Genomic DNA, 25,980 nt, shown 5'->3' on the forward strand with positions numbered 1-25,980 from the left:
ATGTGTAGTTTCAAGTTTCAGGTTTCAAGTTTCAAGTTGCGCAACGCATAACCTGAAACTTGAAACTTAAAACTTAAAACAAATTCTCTCTACTCTTTAAGCGCTTTTACCAGCACTTTATCAATCTTTACGCCATCCATATCGATTACTTCCAGCACAAATTTTTGCCAGATTAATTTTTCGCCTTCTTTTGGAATATGCGAAAGCTCTGTCATAATCATTCCGCTAACCGTATTTACTTCGTAATCGTTCGTTAATTCGTCTAACTCAAAATAAGTTAAGAAATCATGTAACGAATAATGTCCGTCAACCAACCATGAACCGTCTTCTCTTTCAATTAATTGGAATTCATCTTTATAAAAATCAGATGCATCTCCTACTAAAGCTTCCAAAATGTCATTCAAAGTAATAATCCCTTGAAAAACACCATATTCATCAGAAACTAAAGCATAATGAATTCCCGTTTTTTTGAAATTCTCCAATGCTTTGTATGCTGTTGTTTGTTCCATTAAATAAGGTGCATCTATCATAATTCCCGCCAACTCAAAATGTTCGCTTTCGATATTTGCAAATATATTCTTTAGGGTTACAACCCCCACAATATCATCATAATTGTCTCTGTAGACTGGATAAACGGTGTGCAAATCCTGCAAAACCAACTCCTTAATCTTTGCTTTATCTGCATTGAAAGGCAGCATATCTACCGACTTCCGGTGTGTCATCAATGAATTTACTTTCCGATCACCAATATGAAAAACACGTTCTACAATGTCCTGTTCAATTTCCTGTACTTCTCCACCCTCAGTTCCTTCTTTAATAATCGCTTTAATCTCTTCCTCTGTTACCTTACCGTCAGCGGTTGGCTTAATTTGAAGAACATTCAATAAAAAATCCGTCGAAGAAGTAAGCAACCAAATAAATGGTGCCGTAATGATCGAAATGGTCTTCATTGGCAAGGCTACCATTTTTGCAATCGCCTCCGGATAATTTAAACCAATTCGCTTTGGCAATAATTCTCCTAAAACCAAAGAGAAAAATGTCAAAACTACGACAACAATTCCCACCGCAACTGAATGCGCATAGGGTTTCAAAAATTCAAATCCGCTAACAAAAACCTCAACATCCATTGTTATTTTATCGCCACTATAAATACCGGTCAAAATACCGATTAAAGTGATTCCGATTTGCACGGTTGATAAAAACTTATTCGGAGAATTGGCCAAATCGAGTGCTATCTTAGCACTATTATTTCCTTTTTTTGCGGCAGTTTCAAGTCTGTTTTTCCGGGCCGAAATCAATGCAATTTCTGACATGGAGAAAACACCATTCAATAGTATTAGAAAAAATATTATTAGTATTTCCAATTTTTGGTTTATTCGTTATATAATCGTCCTCATCAACATAATCTGTAATCTTAAATATTTCGCCTGAGACCACTCAAAAGAGCCTTGTCTTAAAAAAAACTAATTTTTCTTGCCAGAAAACAGCGCCCCATGGAAGCTTGTTTTATGATAAGAAAAATAGTTCTTTTGAAATCCCGATAGCAATCGGGATGAAACGGCAGCTGGAAAAAGCTTCTACAAATTATCTATAACTGACGTTAATCGCTCTGTAATTTCTTCGATAGTTCCGATACCGTTTACGGCGTGAAACTTATTTTGTTCTTTATAATATCCAATTAGTGGAGCCGTTTTTTCATTATACTCCTGGTATCTTACACGAATTTTCTCTTCGTCCTGATCATCAGCTCTTCCACTTGTTTTTCCTCTTTCTAATAAACGGGCTACTAAAATTTCATCATCCGCTTCTAATGCGATAGTTGCCGTAACACTTGATCCAATTGTTGGTAAAAATTTATCTAAGGCTTCAGCCTGATCTAAAGTTCTAGGATAGCCATCGAATAAAAATCCCGCCGTATCAGGATGTTTTTTTACCTCATCAATTAACATTGCAGTAGTAACTTCGCAAGGAACTAATTCCCCATTATCCATAAAAACCCTCGCTTTTTTACCTAAATCTGTATCATTTTTTAAATTAAAACGAAAAATATCTCCTGTTGAAAGGTGCGTTAATTTGTACTTTTCTTTTAAAAATTCTGCCTGAGTTCCTTTTCCTGCTCCCGGCTTTCCAAATAAAACAATGTTAATCATAATATGAGTGAGTGTTGTGACTTCTATTTTTAATAAGAAGTTTTAAATGAATATATAGTTGTGTGTGTTTAAATTTATTCTGCCAATTTATAAACCTCGGGCAAATTTCTTCCTAAACCATCGTAGTCCAATCCGTAACCTACAATGAATTTATTTGGAATTCTGATTCCGATATAATCTATTTTGATGTCTTTTTTATAAGCTTCCGGTTTGAAAAACAAAGTAGCAATTTTAAAATGCTTTACATTTTGCTGTTTAAACAGTTGTTTTAATTCCTCGATTGTATTTCCTGTATCAATAATATCTTCAATAAGAATAACGGTTCTACCCGACAAATCCTGATTGATACCAATTAATTCTTTTACCGTATTCGTACTTTCAATTCCTTCGTAAGATGCCATTTTGATAAATGAAACCTCACAAAGGCTTTTATATTTTTTCAGAAAATCGGCAACGACCATAAATGCTCCATTTAAAACACCAATAAAAATTGGGGTATCGTCTCCAAAATCATCTTCTACCTGTGCCACTATTTTAGTTAAAGCAAAATCAATTTCTTTGGCCGAAATAAACGGAACAAATTGTTTATCGTGAAGTTGTATCATTATTTTTTACATTTAAAATAATGGGCAAAGATACAGAATTACAACCAAACTGTAAGTATCAAAATATACTGCACACATATTTTTTTAAGAATGTTAAATATCACTTAATATTTAGAAATCTTTTCTTAAAAAAAGACCTGAATTTATTAAATTACTGAATTTTAAAACCTTAACCCCAAACCACCATGAAAATTACGACGCAACTCCTTTCGCTTTTCCTGTTAACCACCTTAACAGCCTGCAACGGGCAAGTAAAAAAAGAAGAGAAAGATGCTTTATCCACACAGCTTCCAACTATTGTAAAAACCGCTATTGGGGATCTCGTTTTACCACCTCCCTATGCAACCGAATCGAAAACAAACAGCAGTAAGGTACTTAAATGGCCGGAAGGACAAACACCAAAAGCACCCGAAGGCTTTACCGTTACAAAGTTTGCCGACGGTTTTGAAAATCCCCGTTGGACGTATATCGCTCCAAACAATGATATTTTTGTAGTCGAGAGCGGAACCAGAACGAGCAAAAATCAAATTATAATTCTTCGTGATAAAGATAAAGACGGAAAATTCGAGACTCGGGAAGTTTTTCTAAAAGACCTCAACAGGCCCTTTGGCATGTTAATCCTCAAAGACTTTTTTTATGTTGCCAATACAGATGGTCTATACCGTTACCCATATAAAAACAATCCTTTAAAATTAGAAACCCCAGGGACAAAAATCCTTGAACTTCCTGCAGGAGGCTATAACAATCACTGGACCCGAAATATTATTTCAAATCCTGAAGAAACAAAAATTTATGTATCGGTAGGTTCCGGAAGTAACGTAGGAGAAAACGGTATGGATAAAGAAGTGCGTCGTGCCGCCATTTTAGAAATTAATCCTGACGGAACCGGTGAGAAGATTTACGCATCGGGAATCAGAAACCCTGTTGGAATGGATTGGAATCCTGTAAACAAAGAACTTTGGACAGCTGTTAATGAACGTGACGAATTGGGTGACGACTTAGTTCCCGATTATATCACCTCTGTAAAAAGAGATGGCTTTTATGGCTGGCCTTACTCCTACTACGGAAACATTCCTGATCCTCGAATGAAAGGAGAACGCAAAGATTTGGTTGCAAAAGCTATTGTACCCGATGTTCCTGTTGGTGCTCATACTGCTTCTTTAGGATTGGCTTTTTACACTAAAAATGTTTTCCCCGAAAAATACAAAAACGGAGCTTTTGTGGGACAGCACGGGTCATGGAATCGTGCCAAAATTTCCGGATATAAAGTTGCATTTATTCCTTTTTCCAATGGAAAGCCTTCAGGAAAACCCGAAGATTTTTTAACCGGTTTTATCGCGAATGCTGACAAAGCAGAAGTTTATGGCCGTCCGGTTGCTGTAACGGTTATGCAAGACGGATCTCTTTTGGTCAATGATGACAGTGGAAATACGATCTGGAAAGTTAGCTATAAAAAATAAATCCCAAATTTAAGATTTCACTGAGTAATACGAACTTCATTTCCAGACAGCTTATCGTCTGGAAATTCTCTTCTCACGTTATTCTCTTTAGGCCTTCCTATAAATTATTATAAAACTATTACATTAAATTACTTATTTTAGACCTGTATTAAACCCTTCAAAATGGCTTCTCAATTACAAACAAAATTAGATTACGTAAAAGCTTATAGAGAAAATCGCCTTAATGTTGCAAAAGAGGTTCTAGAAAACCACTCCTTATTTAAAGAACTTGTCACGATTTGTTTTTCCCCAGCAGACAAAAACAATCACAAAGCCTGTTGGATTCTGGAATTTGTTTCTTACGAAGAATTGATCTGGTTACAACCTCATCTTGATTTTTTCTGCTCCAATCTTAAGGTTTTAAAAGACGAAAGTGCTATTCGTCCTATTGCAAAAGTGATTCAGTTACTTGTAAAAGCTCATTATAAAAAGACAGAAAACGGTATTTCACTTTCCGAAGCGAATCTGCAAGATTGTATAGAAGCTTCATTTGACTGGCTCATCAATGATGTAAAAGTGGCTACAAAAGCCTATTCGATCAGAACTTTGTATGTTTTAGGCAATCATTACGACTGGATACATCCTGAGCTGCAAATTATTCTGAATAAGGATTATGGTGATCATTCGGCAGCCTACAAAGCCGTTGCCAAAGAAGTTTTGAAGAAAATAGAAAAATAATCTTGTCATAGAATTTCAGTTGGAACTTTGAGAATCCTGATAGTTATTGGGATTGTATGCTTTACGTTTATTTTTTTAGCCACAGATTAAAAGGGTTAAAAAAAATTTATATGCCACGAATTCCCCTAATTTTCGCGAATTTTTTCGCAGTGCTTTTAAGAACTTTTAATTCGGGGAATTCGTGGCAAAAAAATATTCTCATTCTATATCTCATGAAATTCGTGAAATTCGTGGCAAAAAAAAGATTAAAAAGTATCTTTGCAAAAACACAACTACAATGAATTATTTTTCTTCTGATTTTAAATTAGGAATATTAGGCGGCGGACAATTAGGCAAAATGCTTTTGTTCGACACCAGAAAATTTGACATCCAGACTTATGTTCTCGATCCGAGCGACGAAGCTCCGAGTAAAATTGCCTGCAATAAATTCTTTCAGGGTGATTTAATGGATTATGAAACTGTTTATAATTTTGGAAAACAAGTTGATGTTCTGACTTTTGAAATCGAATTGGTCAATCTTGAAGCTCTGACGCAGTTAGAGAATGAAGGTTTAAAAATCTATCCTTCTCCAAAAACCTTAAAAGGAATTCAAAACAAAGGAATTCAGAAACAATTCTACGCAGATCACAATATCCCAACAGCACCCTTTGAGCGATTTGAAAATTTAGAAAGTCTAAAGTCTAAAATCCAAAACCTGAAATTACCATTTGTGTGGAAATGCACTGAATTTGGTTACGACGGAAATGGTGTAAAAGTAATTCGTCAGGTTTCTGACTTAGACAATCTTCCAAATGTAGAATGTATTGCTGAAACGATGATTCCGTTTAAAAACGAATTAGCGGTTATAGTATGCCGAAATCCATCAGGAGAAATTAAAACATATCCAGTTGTTGAAATGGAGTTTCACCCGGAAGCCAATCAAGTAGAATATGTAATCTGCCCTGCCAGAATTGACGAGAAAGTAGCCGAAAAAGCCAGAGCTATTGCTTTAAATGTTTCGGAAAAATTCAATCACGTTGGCCTCTTGGCTGTTGAAATGTTTCAAACTAACGACGATGATATTTTAGTAAATGAAGTTGCTCCGCGTCCGCACAATTCAGGACATTACTCCATCGAGGCCAGCTACACCTCTCAATTTGAAAATCACCTGCGTGCAATTCTGGATCTTCCATTAGGGAATACCGATAGCAAAGTTGCAGGAATTATGGTTAATTTAGTAGGTGCCGAAGGATTCTCCGGGGATGTTGTTTATGAAAACATCGAAACTATCCTGGGATGGAACGGTGTTACCCCTCATATTTATGGTAAAAAAGAAACTCGCCCTTTCCGAAAAATGGGCCACGTAACGATTGTAAATGAAGACATGTCTGAGGCGAGAAGAATTGCCGAGGATGTTAAGAATACGATTAGAGTGATTAGTCTTTAGTTGCAGTTTACAGTCACCATAAAAACCTGAAGCAGAACAAGTAGTTTTCAGTCGTAGTTTACAGTTTACAATAACTTGAATCAAAAGTATTACAAATGGGATTTCTTGATCTTCTTGAGTTATTAAATAATGCTTCGAAGGCAGGTAAAACACAAAATTTAATTAAAATTTGCTTTGAAAAGTTTATTGATAAAAATGAATATATTGGTGAGAGAATCAAAAATTTTATTGGATTCTTATTTATAACATTGTTCTTAATTGTATTAGGTTTTGGAATTATGTTTTTAATTTTTAACAACATAAAACAGTCTTAAACAAGTAACTTCAAAATTTCAGTTTTGATCAACCTGAAACTTGAAACAAAAAATATAAAACAAAAAACACATGAGCAAAGTAGCCATCATAATGGGAAGTATCTCAGACATGCCAGTCATGCAGGATGCTATCGACATATTAAAACAATTTAATATTGAAATTGAAGTAGATATCGTTTCGGCACACAGAACGCCTGAAAAGTTGTTCGATTTCAGTAAAAATGCACACACTCGCGGTATTTCGGTAATTATTGCCGGTGCTGGAGGAGCTGCACACTTACCAGGAATGGTTGCTTCAATGTCGCCACTTCCCGTAATTGGAGTTCCAGTGAAGTCAAGTAACTCTATTGACGGTTGGGATTCGGTTTTATCGATTCTTCAAATGCCTGGCGGAGTTCCTGTTGCAACAGTAGCTTTAAACGGAGCCAAGAATGCCGGAATTTTAGCGGCACAAATCATTGGAAGCCACGATAAAAAAGTACTTGACACTATTATTTCCTATAAAGAAGAATTAAAAGCTGCAGTTAATAAAGCAGCTGAAAGTCTTAAATAGTTCTTAGTCTCAGTTCTCAGTCACAGCAAGCACTGAAAACTGAGAACTGAGACTGAATACTCAAAAAAAAAATAAACTCTTTAGTCTTAGTTCGCACTGCTTACTGAGACTGAGACTGAAAACTAAAAAAATGAGCATTTTAACACAACATTTTGACACCAAACACAATACAGCACCCTTTTCGCAAATTAAAATCGAGGATTATGTTCCTGCTTTTAACGAAGGAATTTCTTTGGCTAAGGCCGAAATTGATGCGATCGTAAACAATCCGGAGGCACCCACTTTTGAAAACACGGTGGTAGCGATGGATTTTACAGGTGATGTCCTGGATCGTCTGTCCAGTATTTTCTTCAATTTGAATTCGGCAGAAACAAGTGATGAGATGCAAAAAATTGCGCAGGAAGTTTCTCCTTTGCTTTCAGAATTCGGAAACGACATTACCTTAAATGCGGCATTATTTGCTAAAATTAAAACCGTTTATGATCAAAAAGAAAAGCTGAATTTAAATCCGGAGCAAACTACGCTTTTAGATAAAAAATACAAAAGTTTTTCAAGAAACGGAGCCAATTTGCCTGAGGACAAAAAAGAAAGCTTACGCGAAATAGATAAAGAACTGTCAAGACTAAGTTTGCAATTTGGCGAAAATGTTTTGGCCGAGACCAATGCTTTCGAATTGCATTTAACAAATGAAAAAGATCTGGCAGGTTTACCGGAAGGAACTATCGAAGCCGCAAGATTATTAGCCAAAAGTCAGGAAAAGGAAGGCTGGATCTTCACTTTAGATCATCCTAGTTATATTCCGTTTTTGACTTATGCCGACAATCGCGAGTTACGTAAAAAAATGGCAATTGCCTTTGGAGCAAAAGCTTTCCAAAATAACGAATTTGACAATCAGGAAAATGTCCTGAAAATCGCCAAACTTCGTTATGAAAGAGCCAATTTATTGGGTTATAAAACCCATGCACATTTTGTTCTCGAAGAGAGGATGGCTGAGAACCCGGAAAAAGTTTTCTCTTTCCTTAATGATTTATTGGCAAAAGCCAAACCGGCAGCTCAGAAAGAATTTGCTGAATTAACGACTTTCGCTAAAGAGCTGGATGGAATCGAGCAGTTAGAAAAATGGGATGGTGCTTACTATTCTGAAAAATTAAAACAGCAGCTTTTTAATTTAGATGATGAAAAACTGAAACCTTATTTCCAATTAGAAAAAGTTTTAAACGGAGCTTTTACTGTTGCCAAAAAATTATACGGATTAACGTTTACCGAAGTTTTTGATATCGACAAATATCATGAAGAAGTTACAACATACGAAGTAACCAATGCAGATAACAATTTAGTTTCGATTTTCTACGCCGATTTTTTTCCGAGAAAAGGAAAACGTAACGGTGCGTGGATGACCTCTTTCAAATCACAATCTATAAAAGAAGGTGTAAACGAAAGACCCCATATTTCGAACGTTTGTAACTTTACAAAACCTACAGAAACAAAACCTTCGTTATTGACTTTTAATGAAGTTACTACTTTATTCCACGAATTTGGTCATGGTTTACACGGAATGTTAGCCAACACCACTTATCCAAGTTTATCGGGTACTTCGGTGTTTTGGGATTTTGTAGAATTACCAAGTCAGATTATGGAAAACTGGTGTTACGAGCCGGAAGCTTTGGCTTTGTTTGCGAATCATTACGAAACAGGGGAAATTATCCCAATTGAATATGTTCAGAAAATAAAAGAAAGTGCCAGTTTTCAGGAAGGTCTTGCTACTTTACGTCAACTAAGTTTTGGATTACTGGATATGGCATGGCACGGACAAGACCCAACAAACATCACAGATTTAAAAACTTTCGAAACAGAACAATTTGCCAACACACAATTGTACCCTGATGTAAAAGAAAATGCAATGAGTACTGCTTTTTCACATATTTTTCAGGGTGGATATTCTTCTGGATACTACAGTTACAAGTGGGCTGAAGTCCTGGACGCTGATGCTTTTGAATACTTTCAGGAAAACGGTATCTTCAATCACGAAGTCGCAACAAAATTCAAAGACAATGTACTTTCAAAAGGAGGAACAGAACATCCTATGATTTTATACAAACGTTTTAGAGGTCAGGAACCAAAACCCGAAGCTTTATTAAAAAGAGCAGGATTGCTTTAAGAGTATTAGACTTATTAGAGTATAGGATATACTTAAAACCGAGGTAGGAATACTTCGGTTTTTTTGATTCGATCCGAACACAAACACCAAAGATAAATTTACTTATCTTCACAATTCTTTTAACCTTAATCTTAGAAATTCAAAGTGAAAAAACTTCTCAAAAACCTAATTTACCTTTCTATCCTTGGGGTTATTGTAATCGTTTCTGTGAATATATATGTAAAATCATCCACTGATGATTTTATTTATTCTACTACAACTCCTCTTCCAAAAAATGAGGTGGGAATTATTTTCGGGGCCGGAATCAATGGAGATCAGCCCAGCAAATATCTAAAAGACCGTCTGGACGCCGGGATTCTATTGTACCAAACACACAAAATAGAGAAGATTTTACTTTCCGGTGATAATGGCCGTGATGAATATGATGAGCTAACAGTGATGAAAAATTACTGTTACAAACACGGAGTTGATACTACTAAAATCTACGTCGATTATGCGGGTTTCGATACGTACTCGACCATGTATCGTGCTAAACATATTTTCAAGGTGAAAAGTGCTACTCTCGTTTCGCAGAAATATCATTTGAACCGGGCTATTTATATCGGCGTAAAACTTGGCATAAAATCGGTTGGTTTTTCTGCTAATAAAGGAGAGTATCTGGGTTATAAATACGTGACTTTTCGGGAATACGGTTCTATTTTCAAATCTTTTTTTGATCTTATGAGAAATCGTGAGCCTCGCTTTTTAGGAAATCCAATTGACATAAACGGGGTTTCCAATTATTCTAAAGAAGATAAAAGATAGGGAGACCAACGTTTCCTTTTTCAGTACTACTGATTTTTAATCCCTTAAAAGCAAAAAGAGGAAATTTCACAATGGTGAAACCTCCTCTTTTTTTACTATAAAATCAGCAATTACTTGGTCGCTTTAATAAATTCTTCAAGCTGATCCATTTTCGCTGCATCGATCTCCTGAATACGTCTCTCGCGTGAGATACCCAAAACATTCGCATTCTTAGCAGTGCCTGCCGGTTTTGTAAATTGTAAATAATCGGCAAACAAATGACTTAAAAACAAAGGTGATTTGCCAGGTCGTGTTTTGTCACTGTTGGAAGCCTGATGACAATAAAAACAACTTACCAAAGTACCACTATTAATCTTATGTATGTCATCCTGAAAAGTTTGCGTGTATGTTTCCATCGTAATGTTCGCCAGATTTACAGAACCTCTGGCTAATGCACCCGGAATTGCGCTTGAAATGTTTTTTGTTACAAGTGTTTTCACCTGATCTTCAGGAGAAACTCCGTCAAAATCCAGCCATACAGAGCCATTGTAAAAATAATTTCTAAAAACATCTTTCAATTTAGAGTCCACACATTTATTGATATTCTCAATATTATTAAAATTAGCAGGCTCTTTTTGACTTGTTGCCATAAAGTCGCCTGTGTTTAAATCCTTAGGCACTCCATATTCATAAAGAATAAATGCTTTGTTAGGAAGAACCGGCGAAGTGGCCCCTCGTAACCATCGGATGCCGTTGATATCTTTTTCGGTACCTTTTTCATAAAACAACTTTTCAGTTGCTGAGGTTACCAAATTGTTTTTCTTATCGTAAACAGGTGCCATATCCTTATGTTCAAAAGTGGCCCAAATAAACTCAGGATGATTTTTTACAATTCCAACCACATGCATTCCTAACAGTGCCATCGTTTTTTTAACGTATTGTCCTTTGCTGTTTTTAACGGCCGCAGTAGTTGTAAAGTAATCTTTTTGTTGTTCTTTAACAATGGCATCGATACTGATCCAAGAGACTTTTAGTTCTAAAGCCCCAACCGGAAAGGTCTCTGAATTTGAAACGGGCAATTTTCCATTGTTGATTAAAGAGGCAGCCGAAATGGCTTTGTCTTTGAGCAGTTTATTCACGTGAATCGAATAATACACTGTGTCCGCAACCTTATTAAATTTAGGATTAGAAAGTAGTACCCCTTTGAAACCTGCCTGATTAATGGAACTCAAGGTTAGTTTTATTCCCAGCTGTGGTGCAACATCCTCCATTTCCGGGCTTACAATATCCAGCGAATCTATGAAAAAAGGATTCCCGCTTGGCAACGGCTTTGTTACCCACAAAAATTTCTGCCAGGACCACTGGTGAAAATCACAATTGGTAGTATTGTCTGAGTCAAATGGACTGCCGTCACCTTCTTTTGGTGCAGGTGTTTGCTCGTGAGGAAACCAACTGGTCTCGCATTCACAAGAATCAGGCGTCGCACTGGTAGCATAAACTCCATCCACTCCTTTTTCGTTGTTCTTGTAGTAGAAAAACACCCCAAGACTGGCTGCGATCGCAACAAGCAGCAGGGCAATAATAATCTGTTTTTTTTTCATTGTTTTGTTTTGTTTTTGATTTGTATGGTTATTCAAAAAAGCAGCTTTTTTGAAGGAATAAAAAAGATCGCCTAAAGCAGGCGATCTCTTATATCTAATTGGTCCAGAAATTTTTTTTGCAGATTTTCAAAATTCCTGTATAGAATTGTTTGGAGAGAATTTTATTCCTAAGCCAATTCCTCTTTCAGATTCTTTGCTGCCTTTACCGGTGCTTTTGTAACAGTGTGCTCGTAGTAAGAGAACCCACCTGTTCCGTTCCATGCATTATCGATAGCTAAATGAGCATCAAAGTCTGCTAAAAAAGCTCCAATTGCCGGAGGAGGGAAAGACTGAACATATTGTCCTTGTAAACTAACTACCTGAGTCACTTCACCAAATCCTGTTGGATAAATTTTACCTCTTACCTGAACCACGATATGGCTGTCAGGACCGGCTACCGCCTGAGTAATTACTACTGTACCTGTAACTGAATGTTGTGACGGTACAACAACTAAACTAAATGATGCAACTGGAGCACCTGGTGTTCCAACATTTCCGATTGTGCCTTTTGCTAAATAAGCACCTGCTAATAAATTTGACATAACTTTTGGATTTAGATTTTTCTTACTCTTATGGCTTTTCAGAGACCGCCTCGTTTTTTTTAGTGGGTTCTGCTCCACTTTTATTCAACTTTATTTTTGTTCCTGGAGCTTCAACGCTTATTTTCACATTTACCTCTCCTTTATTGTCTGTCAGACCGGCGCCATACAGTCCTTTCAAATCATCGTTGATGCATAATTCCAACGTTCCAACAACTCCGGGTGGCGTGCTTGCTCCCAGTCCGATTAAGAAAACGGTATCTCCTACTTTACCTATAAGAGCACCTTCGTTTTTACCTGGAAGGGCATATCCGGGTTTGGCTTCAATAAAAGTTGGGTTTCCAGCTGAATTGTATAACTGACCGTTGTTGATATTTGGATTTGCCGTCCACAGACCATCCACATACTTGATGGTGGCCACTCTCTTCTCATTCAGTCGAACACCTGTGTTAAGCCATGGATAGGAGTCTGTACCTGAAACAGGTTTTGCTTTTACTGTAAAATCGACTGGCGGCACTGCAAAATTGCAAGGCGGAATTGGCGTTCTGAATTCTTCATAATCAAAGTAATCTGCCAGAGCAAGACTGGTTCCTAAACCTACACCTGATTGTGATTGCATAAAGGTTATCGGACGGCTGCTGTTTCCGGTTGAATCTAAGGGGCTGTACCAGGTCCACAGATAGGTAGAATCTGGGTAGTTATTCCCTGAAGGCGGAAATAATACTCCTACAACCGTCACTCTGTTACCCGGACAAAGTACAGGATTACTGATAATGGTCGCCTGAATGCTCCCTTTTACTGCCGGAATCTGAACCCAGTTTGGCGGCTGCTGCGGAAATGGAAACCTTGCAAAACCAATAGCTTCTGTTATTTTGTCTCCAACATAATTAATTAAGAAACCGTTACCACTGTTTGGCGGTGGTGTTATTCCTGCCGGGGTAGGTCCTGTAAGAAGGGCTTGCTGGGCAGTAAAGGGGTTCGTGGTATTGTACGTATATTTCATCAGTGTACTCTGACTTCTATCTGATGAAACCTTATATTGTGCCGCATCTCTCCAATTGTATAAAACTCTTGTAGGCAGCGGATTGAATGCTGAGTTGACCGGTGTCATAAAAACGCTCATTCCAAAATTGGTATTCCAGGTAAACAGGTTGTATCGGTTCGGGTTACCAAAAGAGAAACCTTCTACTGCCGGAGGCACCAAAGGGTTGTTTAACGGATTGCTTGGTAAGCGGTCAAAATTGGAAAAATAGGTGAACGAAAACATTTGAAAAAGTGCCAGCTGATTAACATCTCCCAGACCAGGCCTTGCAACAGGCCCTTGCCCGAACATAAGACGTACCGGAAAATTAGTACCATGATCAAACCACATCCAGGTAGCAGGTGACGGGTTGCTATTGCCCACCGGAATTTTCCACCAGTCTACTTTCTGTGCTTTCATCCAGTTTAGGTAACTGGTTCCCGAACATTTAGCTTTATCGGTTGCGTTTCCAAACCAATCTGTAGTTGGAATTCTCCAGCCCAGATTTATAGGAGTATAACGAGTTCCATCTGTAGATACTTCCGTTTGAGTTGGAGTAACTCTGTACCACCATCTTCTTCCGGAACTGCCTACCAGCAGAGCATTTAATCCAAGCCCTTCTGCGTAATAAACAGTGGCTGTACAAATTTCAAAAAATGGACTCGCTAGGTCCGCGGGGGTGCTGTTACTTTGTGGGGGGCTAAAAGGGTGAAGTACACAGGTACATTTCCAAAATTGTGGAAGTCGGGGTTTCTGGCCAGAAAAAGGCTCCAAAACAGGGTATCTCGAATCTGGGATCGGATCCACGCAGGTTGACGTGGAAGAGGATAAATCTTTCATGGTAATTAGTTTTTGGGGTTGTTATTTTTTATTCTTTGCTTTATTCAGATTTTTTTATCGGAGATTGTATCTTGCTGATTGTGTTACAAATAGCCTTTTAAAATCATCATTTTTTATTTTGCCGAATAAAATTACAATGCTTATCAAGTCTTAAATAAAAAAATGTCATGAGACTGGTTTTTTTATCCATAAAGCAAGTAATCAATGGAATAGAACTGTTTTTTGAAAGCCAATGAAAGAAAGTGATTCCTAAAAAATCATCTCAAATCTAAGAGTACAGGTGTTTTAGTTGTATTGGGATCGATGTACAAATCTGCTGCGTTAACCAGCAGAACCTCAACTTCCATACACCATTCCTCGTAGTTGAGTAGTTTTTTTAATACTGCACATTTTTCACTGATAAAATCCTGTCTTTTATCTTCCGAAACATTTTGCACCATTAACATCCGAACTACTTCCTTAAAAGAGGCATTCGTCGACAGTTGAATCTGAAAAGCATCGGTCTCACTTGTCAATAAAAGAAATTCGTCTAAATCGTAATGCTGCTCACAAACTATAAATGATTTGGTTTCTCTGGATTTCAGTTCGAGAAAAGATTTTCCTTCCAGCTCCACCCATCGGCCTAAGTCGCCAATTGCATATCTGAAAACCGGAAATCTTTTGCGGAAGGTATTGGTAATTGCAAGTGTGCCGTATCCGTTTTCATCGGGATTTATAATTTCAACTATAATACCTTTAATAACCGAAAATAAAGAGGGGGTTTTAGTACAATGCGACCAGGCCCAAATTCCGGTTTCGGCAGAGCCATACATGGAATAAACTTGTTGAAAACCGAGTGTCTTTTGTAAAAAATTTTGTGTGTTAGGTCTTAAAAACTCCCCTGCATAAAATAAGTTTTCGATCTCTATTTTTCTGTTGTTCTCTTTTAAATACTGAGCAAAACATAATAGTTTTGAAGGAGTTCCAAATATAAAATTTGGTTTAAAATGATGGGCTGCCTGCTCCATGTCTTCATAACTGGCATGTGCACTTAAGGCTAAAGTTGTTGCCTGGCATTTCTCTAAAATGTCATCCATAATGGCCGCTGTACGGTACATATCAGAATAACCAAAAATGTTCAGGGCAATTGTTTCAGGCGTAAAAAAGTTGTTCTTGGTGAGCTCAGATGCCAGTGCAAGACGTTGATTGTGATTTTCCTGTATATCGACCGGAAATACCAAAGGCTTTTGAGTGCTTCCGCCTGAGCGTACCAGATATACCCCCGTTTTTTCATCCTGAAGTTTAAAATTTGTATTTAAAATTGGCATTAACTCTTTTTTACTTAACATAGGGGCTCCTGCTGCAAAGTCATTTCCTTTGTAGAATTCGATATATAAAGGATTCTGTTTCGCCAATTCAAAATAATTTTGAAATACAGCGTGATCAATTTTGGCAGGAATACAAACTGGGGACATCATGAGGTGTTTTTATTTACTTCGTGTTTTTAAATAATAGCTGTTCTTAATCAAGAGTCTGCAATGATGAAAGAGAAACAAGCCTTTTTCCTTCCAGGAGGGTAATCGTTTCATAGCGTGGGACAACCATCTTTGGGACAACATTCCCATTAATTGCTGATCGTATCGATTGGTACTTTCCCGATATCGTCGTATTGAAACGGGAATCTCTAATTCTTTCCATGTCAAATAACGAATCCGGGACAAACTGCCGTCAACCTCTCGTACTTCGATACAGGTTTTATTCAATAAACCAACCCGTGAAGATGTAGGCGTATTTTTTAAAACGCGATACCAAAAATCGATTCCTTCATTTAAAGAAACGTCAACCTCGTAACGGATGTTCGTCAGCCGGTTTTTCCGAACTACCACATTGCTCCCAACACCCATAATAAAATCAGGAGAACTAACGGTGTGCAAGGGATCAGTCATTACAAACAAATCATTCGAAAGGGAAATCAATTCTTTTTCAAAGGATTTAATGTTTGGCATATAATAATTAGAAGGGACAAGTAAAATTCCAAGAACCAAAACATCTATATTCTCCTTCTCCATAATCGTACTAACATCGCTTAAACAGGAAGAAACATAACAATCATCGGCATCCAAAAAACTAATCAGGTCTCCTGTTGCCAATTCGATTCCCATATTTCTTGCGTTTCCGGGACCTTTGTTCTCTTTTAATTCAATAATATGAACCTTTGTTTGCAGAAACTGTGGCGCAAAAAAGGAGAGTGCTTCTTTGAGACTAACAAGACTCTGGTCCGTACTAAAATCATCGACTATGATAACTTGTGCTGCTTTTTTATCCTGAAAAGCCAGAGAACGAATCGTATCATAGACATACGCCTCTTTATTATAAAGCGGTATAATAACTGTATGTTTCATGCCTTTACTACTGAACTATTGGATAAATTAAGGCTCTCCCCTGATGTACATTTACAACCGATTCGTCAGATCCCCTAAATATGCCGGACCCGTAAGTTTTGTCGTCTTTACACAGCAACATCCCTACTAAATAGATCTGGCGATTATTTTCGGTATCGTTAAACTCTTTCTGATCCACAAAATGCTGAATCAGGTATTTGTCCCAATTTTCTCGGACAATCCTATTCCAGTTTTCGTTGGTACATTCGCTTTTTACGTAAGCCCCAATTCCCCTTCCGCCGCTATTTAGTTTTAAAATCAGGTTTTGCTCTGTATCCGTAAAAGCATCGCAGTCCGCAGGATCCGTAATCACAAAACTCGGGATGAGGTAATTTTTCAAAAAATTATAATCTTCCTCACTCAAATAATCCTGCATGATCTGAGCATCGTACATTACGGCCAGAACTCTTTTATCATGAATTAAGATTAAGGTTCGAATATCATTGAAGTAACTATTTTCTTCGATTAATTTATCCAGTACCTCGGGGCTTATTTTTTTTAGTTCTTCCCGATCCATTTCCAGTATAAATTGGGAAACTGCTACTCCGTTTACCGTTATTAAATTATTTGAAATGATGAGGTCCTGAGGTTTTGCAGAAATTAGCTCAATATCTAATTTTGCTAATTCTCTTTGGGCATTAAAAATATCGCTGCCTTTTTCATCATCGTGAATGAGCGCTACTTTTCGATGGGGAGCAAACCGATGGGAAAGATCGTCGATAAGATTTTCTAAATCGGTACCGCTGATATGCACTTTTTCATTATGTGAATTGGTACGATTGTGTATCAATTGTGAATAATAACTGAGCATCCAGCCGTTAAGCGGATATCGTGCCCCTATTTCACAAATCTTAGGCTGATCGTTTGTATCATATAAAAAATCAGGGCGATAAAAGCCCTGATTATAGGTCTGGCTATTACTTTTTTTCAATATACCTTCAAGGTCATTATCCAGTTGATAATAGTTCCGAATTCGGCTGTCTTCAAAATAATTTAAAACAATTGCTTTAGAGGCTTTGCTTAAAACAGCGCACAAACGATCCATTTCTTCATTGTACTCCGGATGAAGGACTACCGAGGAATTGGCAAAAGAATCTCTGTGTAAAATGTTACCCTTTTGAAAATATTCAAAAAACAACTGATTCCATTTTTCCTGTTTATCAGCTTGATTTTGTTGCAGCTTAATTTTTGACATACGGCGTTGAAGTTTATTTTTTTGTAATAAGTAGTTTTGGTATGTGGATTTAAAAACTCAATTCTGCAACCTCCAAAAGATCTACCATAACAGCTGATTTTTTAGATAAATAGTCGTTAACAATTACTTCAAGATCGTACGATTCAAGATTGATATTCATTGCCTTGGCGTAGTGAAAAATGGAACTAACCGCAAAAAAGAAATGATTTTTCTCCGTTGGTCCACAATGAACGCTTATCCAGGCCAGTGTTTTATCACATTCTTCTTCGGTGTAACCATAATGATTAATCAGCCATGATTGGAATTTTGGTAATATCAATTCTACTTCTCCATGCGTATAAATTTCATGTATCAAAGTGGTCAGCAAAGCGATCATGATGTCTTTATTTCGCAATGAATTTTGATCTTTCCATTTTTTAAAATCACTGGCACTTTGATTTAAATAGCGGCGTGAAAGCCAATCATCATCAGTACAAATTGTAGTTGCCATGGTGTAAAACATTTGTGAATGTAAAATTCTGCCCACAACTGCCAGATCTTCATCTACAATTCTATTTAAACTGGTGATAGACTGTAATAGTGCTTTTTCATCTCCAATAGGTTGATTTTTATGAACCAGCATTGTCATACGGTTGCTGATTCCGGCAACTGTCATTGCGCTGTTATTGGTTTGGCTCCAACTGTGAAAAAAACGCTGTAAACGATCTTTATCCTGAACTTTGGAAGTCAACTGATTAAAACTTTTTTCAATTTTTGAAAATGATTCCTCCTGATTTGGCAGAAATTTTAATAATTGATCTTTTAAATGTGATTCCTCCATCCCTTCAAGAACCGGAAGAATAATTGAACTTAAACTAGCCATAACTCTTTTGATTTAAATTATTAATTGATTTGATTTTTATTATTAGTTTGGTGGGTTTTAATGAGCAGGTTTAGAGCGGTAATATTTAATTTTTCTGATGACATCAATATCTTTAAGGTAATATTGTTCCAGCCAATCGGCTTCGTCAAAAGAACTGCAATGGGATTCTGCAATTACGATAATGTCTTTCTTCAAAGAAATCTGATAGAGTTTGTCTAATAATTCAGCGTATTGAAAATCATGAAGAGGATTGTACAAATAAAAAACATTCCCATCAGAAATATCAGCCTTTAAGAGATCGGCGGAAACGGCCGTAACATTAGTGATTCCTTCTTTTTCGATTAAATCAACACAAACTTTATTTCGCTCTTCAAGAATTTCTATTCCCTTAAACTGAACATTTGGATATTGTATCGCACCGTATAAAATAATATTCCCGTAACCAGAACCTAAATCATAAAATACAGTTTTGTCCGTGATGGTGATAGGATCAAAAAGGTCATCTAAAAAACTGGAAGATCCATACCTGTACGAATTTAAACCGTACTTAATGGTAATTTCCGAGAGACTTAAACCTTCTTCAATATGATGCGAGTACTGCTCAATTTCGGATTGAATATTTTTTAACTGCTCCATATTATTTCATCATTAGGAATTCCAGTTTTTCCAGCGAGCGTTTTGCTGTTTCCATTTTAGCGGCATATTCCTCGTTTACTTTTTTTACGTCGCTATTGCAAAAACTGCAAACCTCTTCTTCTTCATAGACATAATTATCACATCCATTGCATAACTTCAGTGCTTTTGGAATTCTTGGTACTCTGGCAATAGGACCAGTAACCTGAATTGGAGCTTCACTAGTTGGGGATTGTATTTCTACGATTACTCCGTTTTCGTCTTCCACTATAATTTCAAAAAGTCCCATATCGAAAGATTCGCCTGGTGCTTCCTGTATTTTTCTTATTCGTTCCTTAAGGCCTTTCTTCTTTAATTCCAGAGCACGATGATGGCAAAAAGGATTGTTCCCTCTCTTGCCAAACAGTACATGGCTTGTCCAGGTACAGCCTGCCAGACAGGAAGATTCATAATAGCAGCCTTTACAGCCACCCCATAATTCTTCTTTATTTCTATATCTGGAGAAAACCATTTCTTCGCTATATTTCCAAATGTCTTCCAGAGCCATATCTTTTACATTTCCGCCCGTATAGGCACTTGTTGGTAATGATGGGCAGCCTTTTATTTTTCCATCTGCTTCAATCCCTATTCCTGTATGTCCAGCCGAACATCCTGTATAATATTTTTCATTGCCTTGTCTCCAAATGTGTTCATACGGTCCAAAATAACCAATGTTATTTCCGGCCTGTATTAAAATATTATGCGCTAAGGCTTTTCTGTAGATGACGATAAGGTCGTCGTAAAAATCAATTAATTCATAAGGCTGAACGATCAATTCGTCTGAGTGATCAACGGCATTTCCCATAGCAACAGCAAGTTGTATCTGCCAGTTTTTAACATTATTTTCAATCAAAACATCCAAAAGCTCATTCATCTCATTTTTGCTTCTTTTTGTAATTACTGTATTTACACTAGAAGTTATATTGTGTTTTTTAAGTAGTGCCAAGCAATTAACAGCATGTTCAAAAGAATCTCTTCTTCCTCTTATTTTATTGTGAGTATCCGGCATTCCATCAATAGAAACACCTATATTATTTATTCCTGCTTTTTTTGCACTAATGATTCGTTCTTCGTTTAAATTATAAGCGCCTGACTGCATCGAACATTCGATTCCGCTTTGATGTATTCTTTCGATAATCTCAATCCAGTCTTTTCTTAAAAAAGCTTCCCCGCCAATAATGGAAATTTCTCTTGTACCAAGACGTTTAAGACTATCAATAACATCAAAACATTGTTCTGTAGTTAGTTCGCCCGGTCTTACTTTTCCAGCTCTTGATCCGCAATGCGAGCATTTCAAATTACATGCTAAAGTAATTTCCCATACTACATGAACCGGAGTAGCTGTTTCATAATCATCTCTTACTCTGTATCGTGTCGAAGTCTTAATAGTATCCATCTTAGTTTTATTTACGGTTTGACAATTAATTAAAAGACGGTTTAAGAAGTAAAACTTGATAAACCGTCTTTTTTAGATTACCTTTTCTTTTTCAAGGCATCAATTGCATCAAGCAATTCTACCAATGCTACATGCAAATCTTTTTGTTCTCTTATGGTTTTCTTAGCTTGTTCAGCCACCGCAACCATTTTTTCTAAATCATTTGAAGCAATCGCTTCTCTGATTCCCACTCCGTAAAGTACTGTTGCCATAATATTTTGTTTTTTAGTTGTTCCTACTCTTTAGGTTTTTCAGATCCCCCCTTGTTTTTCTGTACAAGTCAGATTATTTTTTCTTCTTTAAAGAATCTATCGCGTCTAACAAGTCCAGTAAAGCAACTGTCAGATCTCCCTGATCTTTTATTGTTTGCTTCGCTTGTTTGGCAATAGCTTCCATCTTGGCCAGATCATTAGAAACCAGAGCTTCTCTGATAGCAACACCATAAGGCATGATTACTCCCATAGCTATTATTTTTTAGTTATTATTTGTTTCGTTTGAGGATTAATATTTTTTAATGCTCACTAGGTCCAAATTGCTGTAAAAAAAGAGCTGGTTCATTTGGATCCAAACAAGTCAGATGCCCTATAGTCACTGTTTGGCCATCTTTGTTTTTTCCAGTAATCATGATGTTTTTCAATCCTGCTCTTAATCTTCCTAAACGGTTACCTTCAATTACATCAACTCCCATTTCATGAGGAGTACCAGTTCTGGTAGCAATAATATTACCCGAACCATTTTCAATTATTATTCTCTCACCAATTGCTGGCGCCGGAAGTATCTGAGTTACTGTAATATTTGTAAGCGGCCCTAATACAATATATGGAGGTATACTTCCAACATTAATAGCTTCAGATTCTCTTACCCCTATTGTTATGGTTCTTCCGAACTCTATGTCACCAGTTGTGCTTGTGCTATACATCCATGGAGTTGTAAATGGAGTACCATCTTCAGTCTCTCCAGTTGCTAAATATCTCTGATGTATACCAATACTAGATTTTTCAGGGGCTAAATCAAGATTGTAGAATACAGATCTTCCAAGTGTTCCAACCGCGTAAGTTCCGCTGGCTCCTTCGATAACAGGAAGAATAACAGGTCCAATCCCTCCACCATTCCAATCAATGTAAGGGTAGACTTTCACATTTTTAACTTTTACAGGTATTGCTTGCATAATAATAGTTTTTGTCCTACTCATAAGGCTTTTCAGATCCGCCTTCGCGTTTTACTGTGCGAAACAGTTCGTTTTTTTTAGTGGGTTCTGCTCCACGGTAGCAAACTCAATTCATCAGCTGATAATGAATGACTTAGAAAATATTTTTTCATTAATTTTCTATATCAAATCTATTTTAGATATGAAGATGTGGGAGAAAAAATGTTATAAGATGAGAATTCTCTGTCATAAAACACCTAAAAATAAGACATAAGATAATTCTTAAAAAAACCTCATCAAACAAACTTTCATTTATTTTTGAAAGTTTAAAAACTTTTACCTACATTTGTTTCATGGAATTCAAAGAAGCAAAAAATAAGTTCGTACAAACCTGGGGAGCATTAGGTTCTCAATGGGGGATTAATAAAACCATGGCACAAATCCATGCTTTATTAATGGTTTCGAACGAGCCTGTTTCTATGGAAGATATAATGGACGAATTGCAAATTTCGAGAGGAAACGCGAGCATGAACCTAAGAGCCTTAATGGATTGGGGGATTGTTTATAAAGAATATAAAGCCGGAGAAAGAAGAGAGTTTTTTACTGCCGAAAAAGATCTGGACGAATTAGCCGTTAAAATTTCAAGAGAAAGAAGCAAAAGAGAAATCAAACCTGCTCTTAAAATTTTAAAAGAAGTTTCGACAATCAATGCAAAAGATTCCGCAGAAGAAAAACACTTTGTAGATCAAACTACTAAATTGTATGATTTCGTTTTAAAGGCAGATAATATGTTAGACAAAATGACGGAATTCAATGAAAATTGGTTGGGACGTTTGGTCCTAAAAATTATGAAGTAAAGTTCAAACTAAAAAAATTTCATCATAACTTTCATTTTTTTCTGAAAGTTTAAAATAAACAATAATTATGAAAACAATAAAACAACTCAATACTTTTGCGATAGCACTTCCGTTTTTAATTTTAATTACTTATCCTATTGCTAAAGAAGGTGCTTTCTTTTTTTCTTTACTTTCAACTATTCTTACCGGTTTAATTCAGGTTTTAATAGGAATAAAAATGATTCTTAAAGAACCTCACAACCGATATCTTCAAGTTTATATAATTGGAGTTCTTTTATATTTTACCGTATACTTTATCTCTTTGTATTTCCGTATCTATCAAATATTGGATAATTTTTTACTGGGCGTTCCTCCCTTACTGGCTATCTATCTTTCAGTACTAATCTATAAAAAAGAAAACCTATGAATTTCTTAAAAGCAGAATGGAAAAACTTAGCACTTTTTAATTACGAAATTGATGTTGAAATTTTAGAAAAATATATTCCAAGTGGAACTGAAATAGATATCTGGAGCAACAAATGTTATGTGAGTTTCGTTGGTTTCATGTTTAAGAACACAAAAGTTTTAGGATTAAAAGTTCCGTTTCATATCAATTTTGAAGAAGTTAATTTAAGGTTCTATGTAAAACGTTTTGAAAATGGAGAATGGAAACGCGGCGTTGTTTTCATAAAAGAAATTGTTCCTAAAAAAGTTATCACTTATATGGCTAATACTTTGTATCAGGAACATCATGAAACTCAAAAAATGAATCACAGCATTATTGACAACGAGAACAGTACTATTTTCATCTATCAATGGAAAAAGGAAGAAAAATGGAATACAATTCAGCTGGAGACTAAAAAGAATTTAACCGAGATTAATGTTGATTCTGAAGCAGAATTCATTACAGAACATTATTTCGGATATACCAAAATTGATGAAGAAACGACTTTTGAGTATGAAGTGCAACATCCGAGATGGGAACAATTCGAAGTTTTAAATCACAATATTGATATCGATTTTCAAAAAACATACGGAAAGGATTTTCAGTTTCTTCAAAATGCAAAACCTGCTTCAGTTTTCTTAGCTAAAGGTTCAGAAATTACTGTTCAAAATAAAAGAAAATTGCAAATCATTCCCGTTTTAGAAGAAATGTACTAATCAATTCCAAACCTTTAAAACCAGAAAACATGAAAACGCTAGAAAACCAAACCTTACTTTACGATGAAGATTGTCCGCTTTGCAACTTGTACACTACCGGCTTTGTAAAAAGCGGTATGTTAGATCAAAACGGAAGAAAATCATATTGCAAGTTATCTGAAGAGGAACAAAATTTTGTAGATCTCAAACGCGCGCCAAATGAAATTGCATTAATTGATAATAAAACCAAAACGGTACTTTACGGTGTCGATAGCTTACTGAAAGTTATAGGATACTCTTTTCCGTGGATCGAAAAAACGGGGAAAGTGAAGCCCATTCATTTCATCCTCAAAAAACTGTACTCTTTTGTTTCCTATAATCGAAAAGTGATAATTCCAGGAGAAGTAAAAGAAGAAAACAAATTACAATGCACCCCTGATTATAATTACAGCTATCGCTTTCTCTTTATAGCATTTGCTTCAACAATAACGACATTCGTATTGTTCCAATATTCCAATTTGATTTCAATTCTGCCCCAAACCAATATTCTGAGGGAGGCTGTTTTAACCTTAGGTCAAATTGTATTTCAAAGTATGTTTATGCTAAAAACAGATCAAAAGACTTTTCTCAATTACATTGGAAATTTAATGACCGTTTCTTTAATGGGTTCACTCATCCTATTACCCATTTTGATCGCAAATCAATTTGCAAATATTCCTGATCTTTTAGTTCTAGCTTGGTTTGGGATAACCGTTTTTATTATGTTTAAAGAACATTTTAGAAGAATCAAAATTTTAAAACTTCCAAAATATCTTTGCCTCACCTGGATATTGTATCGAATAATTGCTTTATTATTAATTTTGAACTAATTATGTTAGTCCCACAAATTTCATGAATTTTTGCGAAATGCTTTTTTACCTGATTACTTTCGCAAAAAATAATTCGTGTAATTCATGGTTAAAAACACTCAAACATGAATAAACTTATAATCGCAGCCGGGACAGGATTTCTAGGTCAGGTTTTGGTCAATCATTTCAAAAACAAATTTGAAGAAATCGTAATTCTGACCCGTGAAAAATCTCAAATCATTGATGGTATCAGATATGTAAACTGGAATGCCAAAACTTTTTCGGGTTGGGAAAATGAACTGGAACATGCAACGGCATTAATTAACCTTGCAGGAAAATCTGTTGATTGTCGTTACACCCAAAATAATAAAAAAGAAATTTTACTTTCCCGAATCGAAAGCACTAAAATTTTAAACAAAGCTGTTTTAAAATGCAAAAATCCCCCTAAACACTGGTTGAACTCCTCTACTGCTACCATTTACCGATTTTCTCTCGATAAACAAATGGATGAAACAGAAGGAGAAATAGGAAATGATTTTTCTATAAATGTCGCTCTTTCCTGGGAGAAAGCCTTTTTTAAAACCGAAACTCCCAAGACATTAAAAACCGCCTTGAGGACTTCAATCGTTCTGGGCAAAAAAGGCGGTGCTTTTATTCCGTTAAAAGCTTTGGCGAAAATTGGTTTTGGAGGAAAACAAGGAAAAGGAAATCAATTTGTAAGCTGGATTCATGAAGATGATTTTGCGAATGCGGTCGAATTTATCCTTGAAAAAGAAATGACCGGAGTTATAAATATTGTAGCACCAAACCCCATTCGTAACATAATCTTTATGAAGACGTTACGAAAATCTGTTGGTTTTCCTTTTGGAATTCCAATCAATACCTCCTTTCTTGAAATTGGATCTTACTTTATTCGTACAGAAACCGAATTGGTTTTAAAGAGCAGAAATGTAATTCCGAAGCGACTTTTAGAAAAAGGTTTTAAGTTTAAGTTTGAAAATATTGATCCGGCTTTCCAAAATCTCTTATCCTAAAAGAACCAAAGTGGTGTACTCAAACCAGAAAAGCTACGAAAATCACTCTGTGCTAAATCTCGTATAGTCCCTACAGGACAGTTTTTCGGAGCGGAGTAACTTTTTTACCAATATGTAATCTCTCCGAGATTAATTCGCCCATCTATTTAATTGTAATTAATCGTTACATTTCAATCCGTTAAACT

At 36.2% G+C, this 25,980-nt stretch carries 27 protein-coding genes; 12 read left to right on the forward strand and 15 right to left on the reverse strand.

Annotated features, from left to right (window positions below):
• Positions 1–89: 89 nt before the first annotated feature.
• The 3 genes from AC3IS6_RS02005 to hpt form a co-directional block, all read right to left on the reverse strand.
• Positions 90–1,364 carry a hemolysin family protein gene (locus tag AC3IS6_RS02005; protein ID WP_489163171.1) on the reverse strand — a complete coding sequence of 425 codons (1,275 nt, stop codon included), beginning with the start codon at positions 1,362–1,364 and terminating at the stop codon, positions 90–92.
• 213 nt (positions 1,365–1,577) lie between these two features.
• Positions 1,578–2,150, reverse strand: a complete 573-nt coding sequence (locus tag AC3IS6_RS02010) for an adenylate kinase (protein ID WP_264525365.1) — start codon at positions 2,148–2,150, stop codon at positions 1,578–1,580.
• A gap of 74 nt (positions 2,151–2,224) precedes the next feature.
• Positions 2,225–2,755, reverse strand: coding sequence for a hypoxanthine phosphoribosyltransferase (gene hpt / locus AC3IS6_RS02015; protein WP_173967214.1), 531 nt, complete (start codon positions 2,753–2,755; stop codon positions 2,225–2,227).
• Positions 2,756–2,940: 185 nt separating this feature from the next.
• On the opposite strand from hpt, the gene AC3IS6_RS02020 reads away from it, so the two are divergent.
• From AC3IS6_RS02020 to AC3IS6_RS02050, 7 genes are all read left to right on the forward strand, one after another.
• Positions 2,941–4,215 (forward strand): PQQ-dependent sugar dehydrogenase, encoded by a 1,275-nt coding sequence (locus AC3IS6_RS02020; protein ID WP_489163174.1) that lies wholly within the window; start codon positions 2,941–2,943, stop codon positions 4,213–4,215.
• 162 nt (positions 4,216–4,377) lie between these two features.
• Positions 4,378–4,932 carry a hypothetical protein gene (locus tag AC3IS6_RS02025; protein ID WP_489163176.1) on the forward strand — a complete coding sequence of 185 codons (555 nt, stop codon included), beginning with the start codon at positions 4,378–4,380 and terminating at the stop codon, positions 4,930–4,932.
• Positions 4,933–5,209: 277 nt separating this feature from the next.
• A complete protein-coding gene (locus AC3IS6_RS02030; RefSeq protein ID WP_489163178.1) occupies positions 5,210–6,358 on the forward strand; it encodes a 5-(carboxyamino)imidazole ribonucleotide synthase in 1,149 nt (382 codons plus the stop codon).
• A gap of 95 nt (positions 6,359–6,453) precedes the next feature.
• On the forward strand, positions 6,454–6,672 hold the full coding sequence (locus tag AC3IS6_RS02035; RefSeq protein ID WP_489163180.1) for a hypothetical protein: 219 nt from the start codon (positions 6,454–6,456) through the stop codon (positions 6,670–6,672).
• A 70-nt stretch (positions 6,673–6,742) separates the two neighbouring features.
• The gene (gene purE / locus AC3IS6_RS02040; protein ID WP_489163182.1) at positions 6,743–7,225 is read left to right on the forward strand and encodes a 5-(carboxyamino)imidazole ribonucleotide mutase; all 483 of its coding nucleotides are present in this window, start codon (positions 6,743–6,745) and stop codon (positions 7,223–7,225) included.
• Positions 7,226–7,355: 130 nt separating this feature from the next.
• Positions 7,356–9,383 carry a M3 family metallopeptidase gene (locus AC3IS6_RS02045; protein ID WP_489163184.1) on the forward strand — a complete coding sequence of 676 codons (2,028 nt, stop codon included), beginning with the start codon at positions 7,356–7,358 and terminating at the stop codon, positions 9,381–9,383.
• Between the two features lie 144 nt (positions 9,384–9,527).
• Positions 9,528–10,187 carry a SanA/YdcF family protein gene (locus tag AC3IS6_RS02050; RefSeq protein WP_489163186.1) on the forward strand — a complete coding sequence of 220 codons (660 nt, stop codon included), beginning with the start codon at positions 9,528–9,530 and terminating at the stop codon, positions 10,185–10,187.
• Positions 10,188–10,297: 110 nt separating this feature from the next.
• On the opposite strand, the gene AC3IS6_RS02055 is transcribed toward AC3IS6_RS02050, so the two are convergent.
• From AC3IS6_RS02055 to AC3IS6_RS02110, 12 genes are all read right to left on the reverse strand, one after another.
• Complete coding sequence (locus AC3IS6_RS02055; RefSeq protein WP_489163188.1) at positions 10,298–11,767, reverse strand: hypothetical protein; 1,470 nt, start codon at positions 11,765–11,767, stop codon at positions 10,298–10,300.
• Positions 11,768–11,934: 167 nt separating this feature from the next.
• On the reverse strand, positions 11,935–12,348 hold the full coding sequence (locus AC3IS6_RS02060; protein WP_281922791.1) for a DUF1842 domain-containing protein: 414 nt from the start codon (positions 12,346–12,348) through the stop codon (positions 11,935–11,937).
• Positions 12,349–12,376: 28 nt separating this feature from the next.
• A complete protein-coding gene (locus AC3IS6_RS02065; RefSeq protein WP_489163190.1) occupies positions 12,377–14,206 on the reverse strand; it encodes a hypothetical protein in 1,830 nt (609 codons plus the stop codon).
• A 257-nt stretch (positions 14,207–14,463) separates the two neighbouring features.
• A complete protein-coding gene (locus tag AC3IS6_RS02070; protein ID WP_489163192.1) occupies positions 14,464–15,663 on the reverse strand; it encodes a phenylacetate--CoA ligase family protein in 1,200 nt (399 codons plus the stop codon).
• 9 nt (positions 15,664–15,672) lie between these two features.
• A complete protein-coding gene (locus tag AC3IS6_RS02075; RefSeq protein WP_489163194.1) occupies positions 15,673–16,587 on the reverse strand; it encodes a glycosyltransferase family 2 protein in 915 nt (304 codons plus the stop codon).
• A gap of 7 nt (positions 16,588–16,594) precedes the next feature.
• Positions 16,595–17,821 carry a hypothetical protein gene (locus AC3IS6_RS02080; protein WP_489163196.1) on the reverse strand — a complete coding sequence of 409 codons (1,227 nt, stop codon included), beginning with the start codon at positions 17,819–17,821 and terminating at the stop codon, positions 16,595–16,597.
• Positions 17,822–17,870: 49 nt separating this feature from the next.
• Positions 17,871–18,683 (reverse strand): hypothetical protein, encoded by an 813-nt coding sequence (locus tag AC3IS6_RS02085; protein ID WP_489163198.1) that lies wholly within the window; start codon positions 18,681–18,683, stop codon positions 17,871–17,873.
• Between the two features lie 57 nt (positions 18,684–18,740).
• Positions 18,741–19,319 carry a hypothetical protein gene (locus AC3IS6_RS02090; RefSeq protein ID WP_489163200.1) on the reverse strand — a complete coding sequence of 193 codons (579 nt, stop codon included), beginning with the start codon at positions 19,317–19,319 and terminating at the stop codon, positions 18,741–18,743.
• 1 nt (position 19,320) lies between these two features.
• Complete coding sequence (locus AC3IS6_RS02095) at positions 19,321–20,751, reverse strand: radical SAM protein (protein ID WP_489163202.1); 1,431 nt, start codon at positions 20,749–20,751, stop codon at positions 19,321–19,323.
• 77 nt (positions 20,752–20,828) lie between these two features.
• A complete protein-coding gene (locus tag AC3IS6_RS02100) occupies positions 20,829–21,002 on the reverse strand; it encodes a DUF1843 domain-containing protein (RefSeq protein ID WP_017495080.1) in 174 nt (57 codons plus the stop codon).
• A 73-nt stretch (positions 21,003–21,075) separates the two neighbouring features.
• Positions 21,076–21,252 (reverse strand): DUF1843 domain-containing protein, encoded by a 177-nt coding sequence (locus tag AC3IS6_RS02105; RefSeq protein ID WP_173967198.1) that lies wholly within the window; start codon positions 21,250–21,252, stop codon positions 21,076–21,078.
• 49 nt (positions 21,253–21,301) lie between these two features.
• Positions 21,302–21,958 (reverse strand): hypothetical protein, encoded by a 657-nt coding sequence (locus tag AC3IS6_RS02110; RefSeq protein WP_173967197.1) that lies wholly within the window; start codon positions 21,956–21,958, stop codon positions 21,302–21,304.
• Positions 21,959–22,290: 332 nt separating this feature from the next.
• On the opposite strand from AC3IS6_RS02110, the gene AC3IS6_RS02115 reads away from it, so the two are divergent.
• From AC3IS6_RS02115 to AC3IS6_RS02135, 5 genes are all read left to right on the forward strand, one after another.
• Positions 22,291–22,794: a GbsR/MarR family transcriptional regulator gene (locus tag AC3IS6_RS02115; protein ID WP_489163205.1), complete on the forward strand. Its 504-nt coding sequence runs from the start codon at positions 22,291–22,293 to the stop codon at positions 22,792–22,794.
• Between the two features lie 67 nt (positions 22,795–22,861).
• Positions 22,862–23,200: a hypothetical protein gene (locus AC3IS6_RS02120; protein WP_489163207.1), complete on the forward strand. Its 339-nt coding sequence runs from the start codon at positions 22,862–22,864 to the stop codon at positions 23,198–23,200.
• Positions 23,197–23,934, forward strand: coding sequence for a YqjF family protein (locus AC3IS6_RS02125; protein WP_489163209.1), 738 nt, complete (start codon positions 23,197–23,199; stop codon positions 23,932–23,934). Before AC3IS6_RS02120 ends, AC3IS6_RS02125 begins: the two co-directional genes overlap by 4 nt.
• A gap of 29 nt (positions 23,935–23,963) precedes the next feature.
• The gene (locus AC3IS6_RS02130; RefSeq protein ID WP_489163211.1) at positions 23,964–24,782 is read left to right on the forward strand and encodes a thiol-disulfide oxidoreductase DCC family protein; all 819 of its coding nucleotides are present in this window, start codon (positions 23,964–23,966) and stop codon (positions 24,780–24,782) included.
• Between the two features lie 104 nt (positions 24,783–24,886).
• The gene (locus AC3IS6_RS02135; RefSeq protein WP_489163212.1) at positions 24,887–25,795 is read left to right on the forward strand and encodes a TIGR01777 family oxidoreductase; all 909 of its coding nucleotides are present in this window, start codon (positions 24,887–24,889) and stop codon (positions 25,793–25,795) included.
• Positions 25,796–25,980: the final 185 nt, after the last annotated feature.

Source organism: Flavobacterium sp. KH_035 (assembly GCF_057839565.1).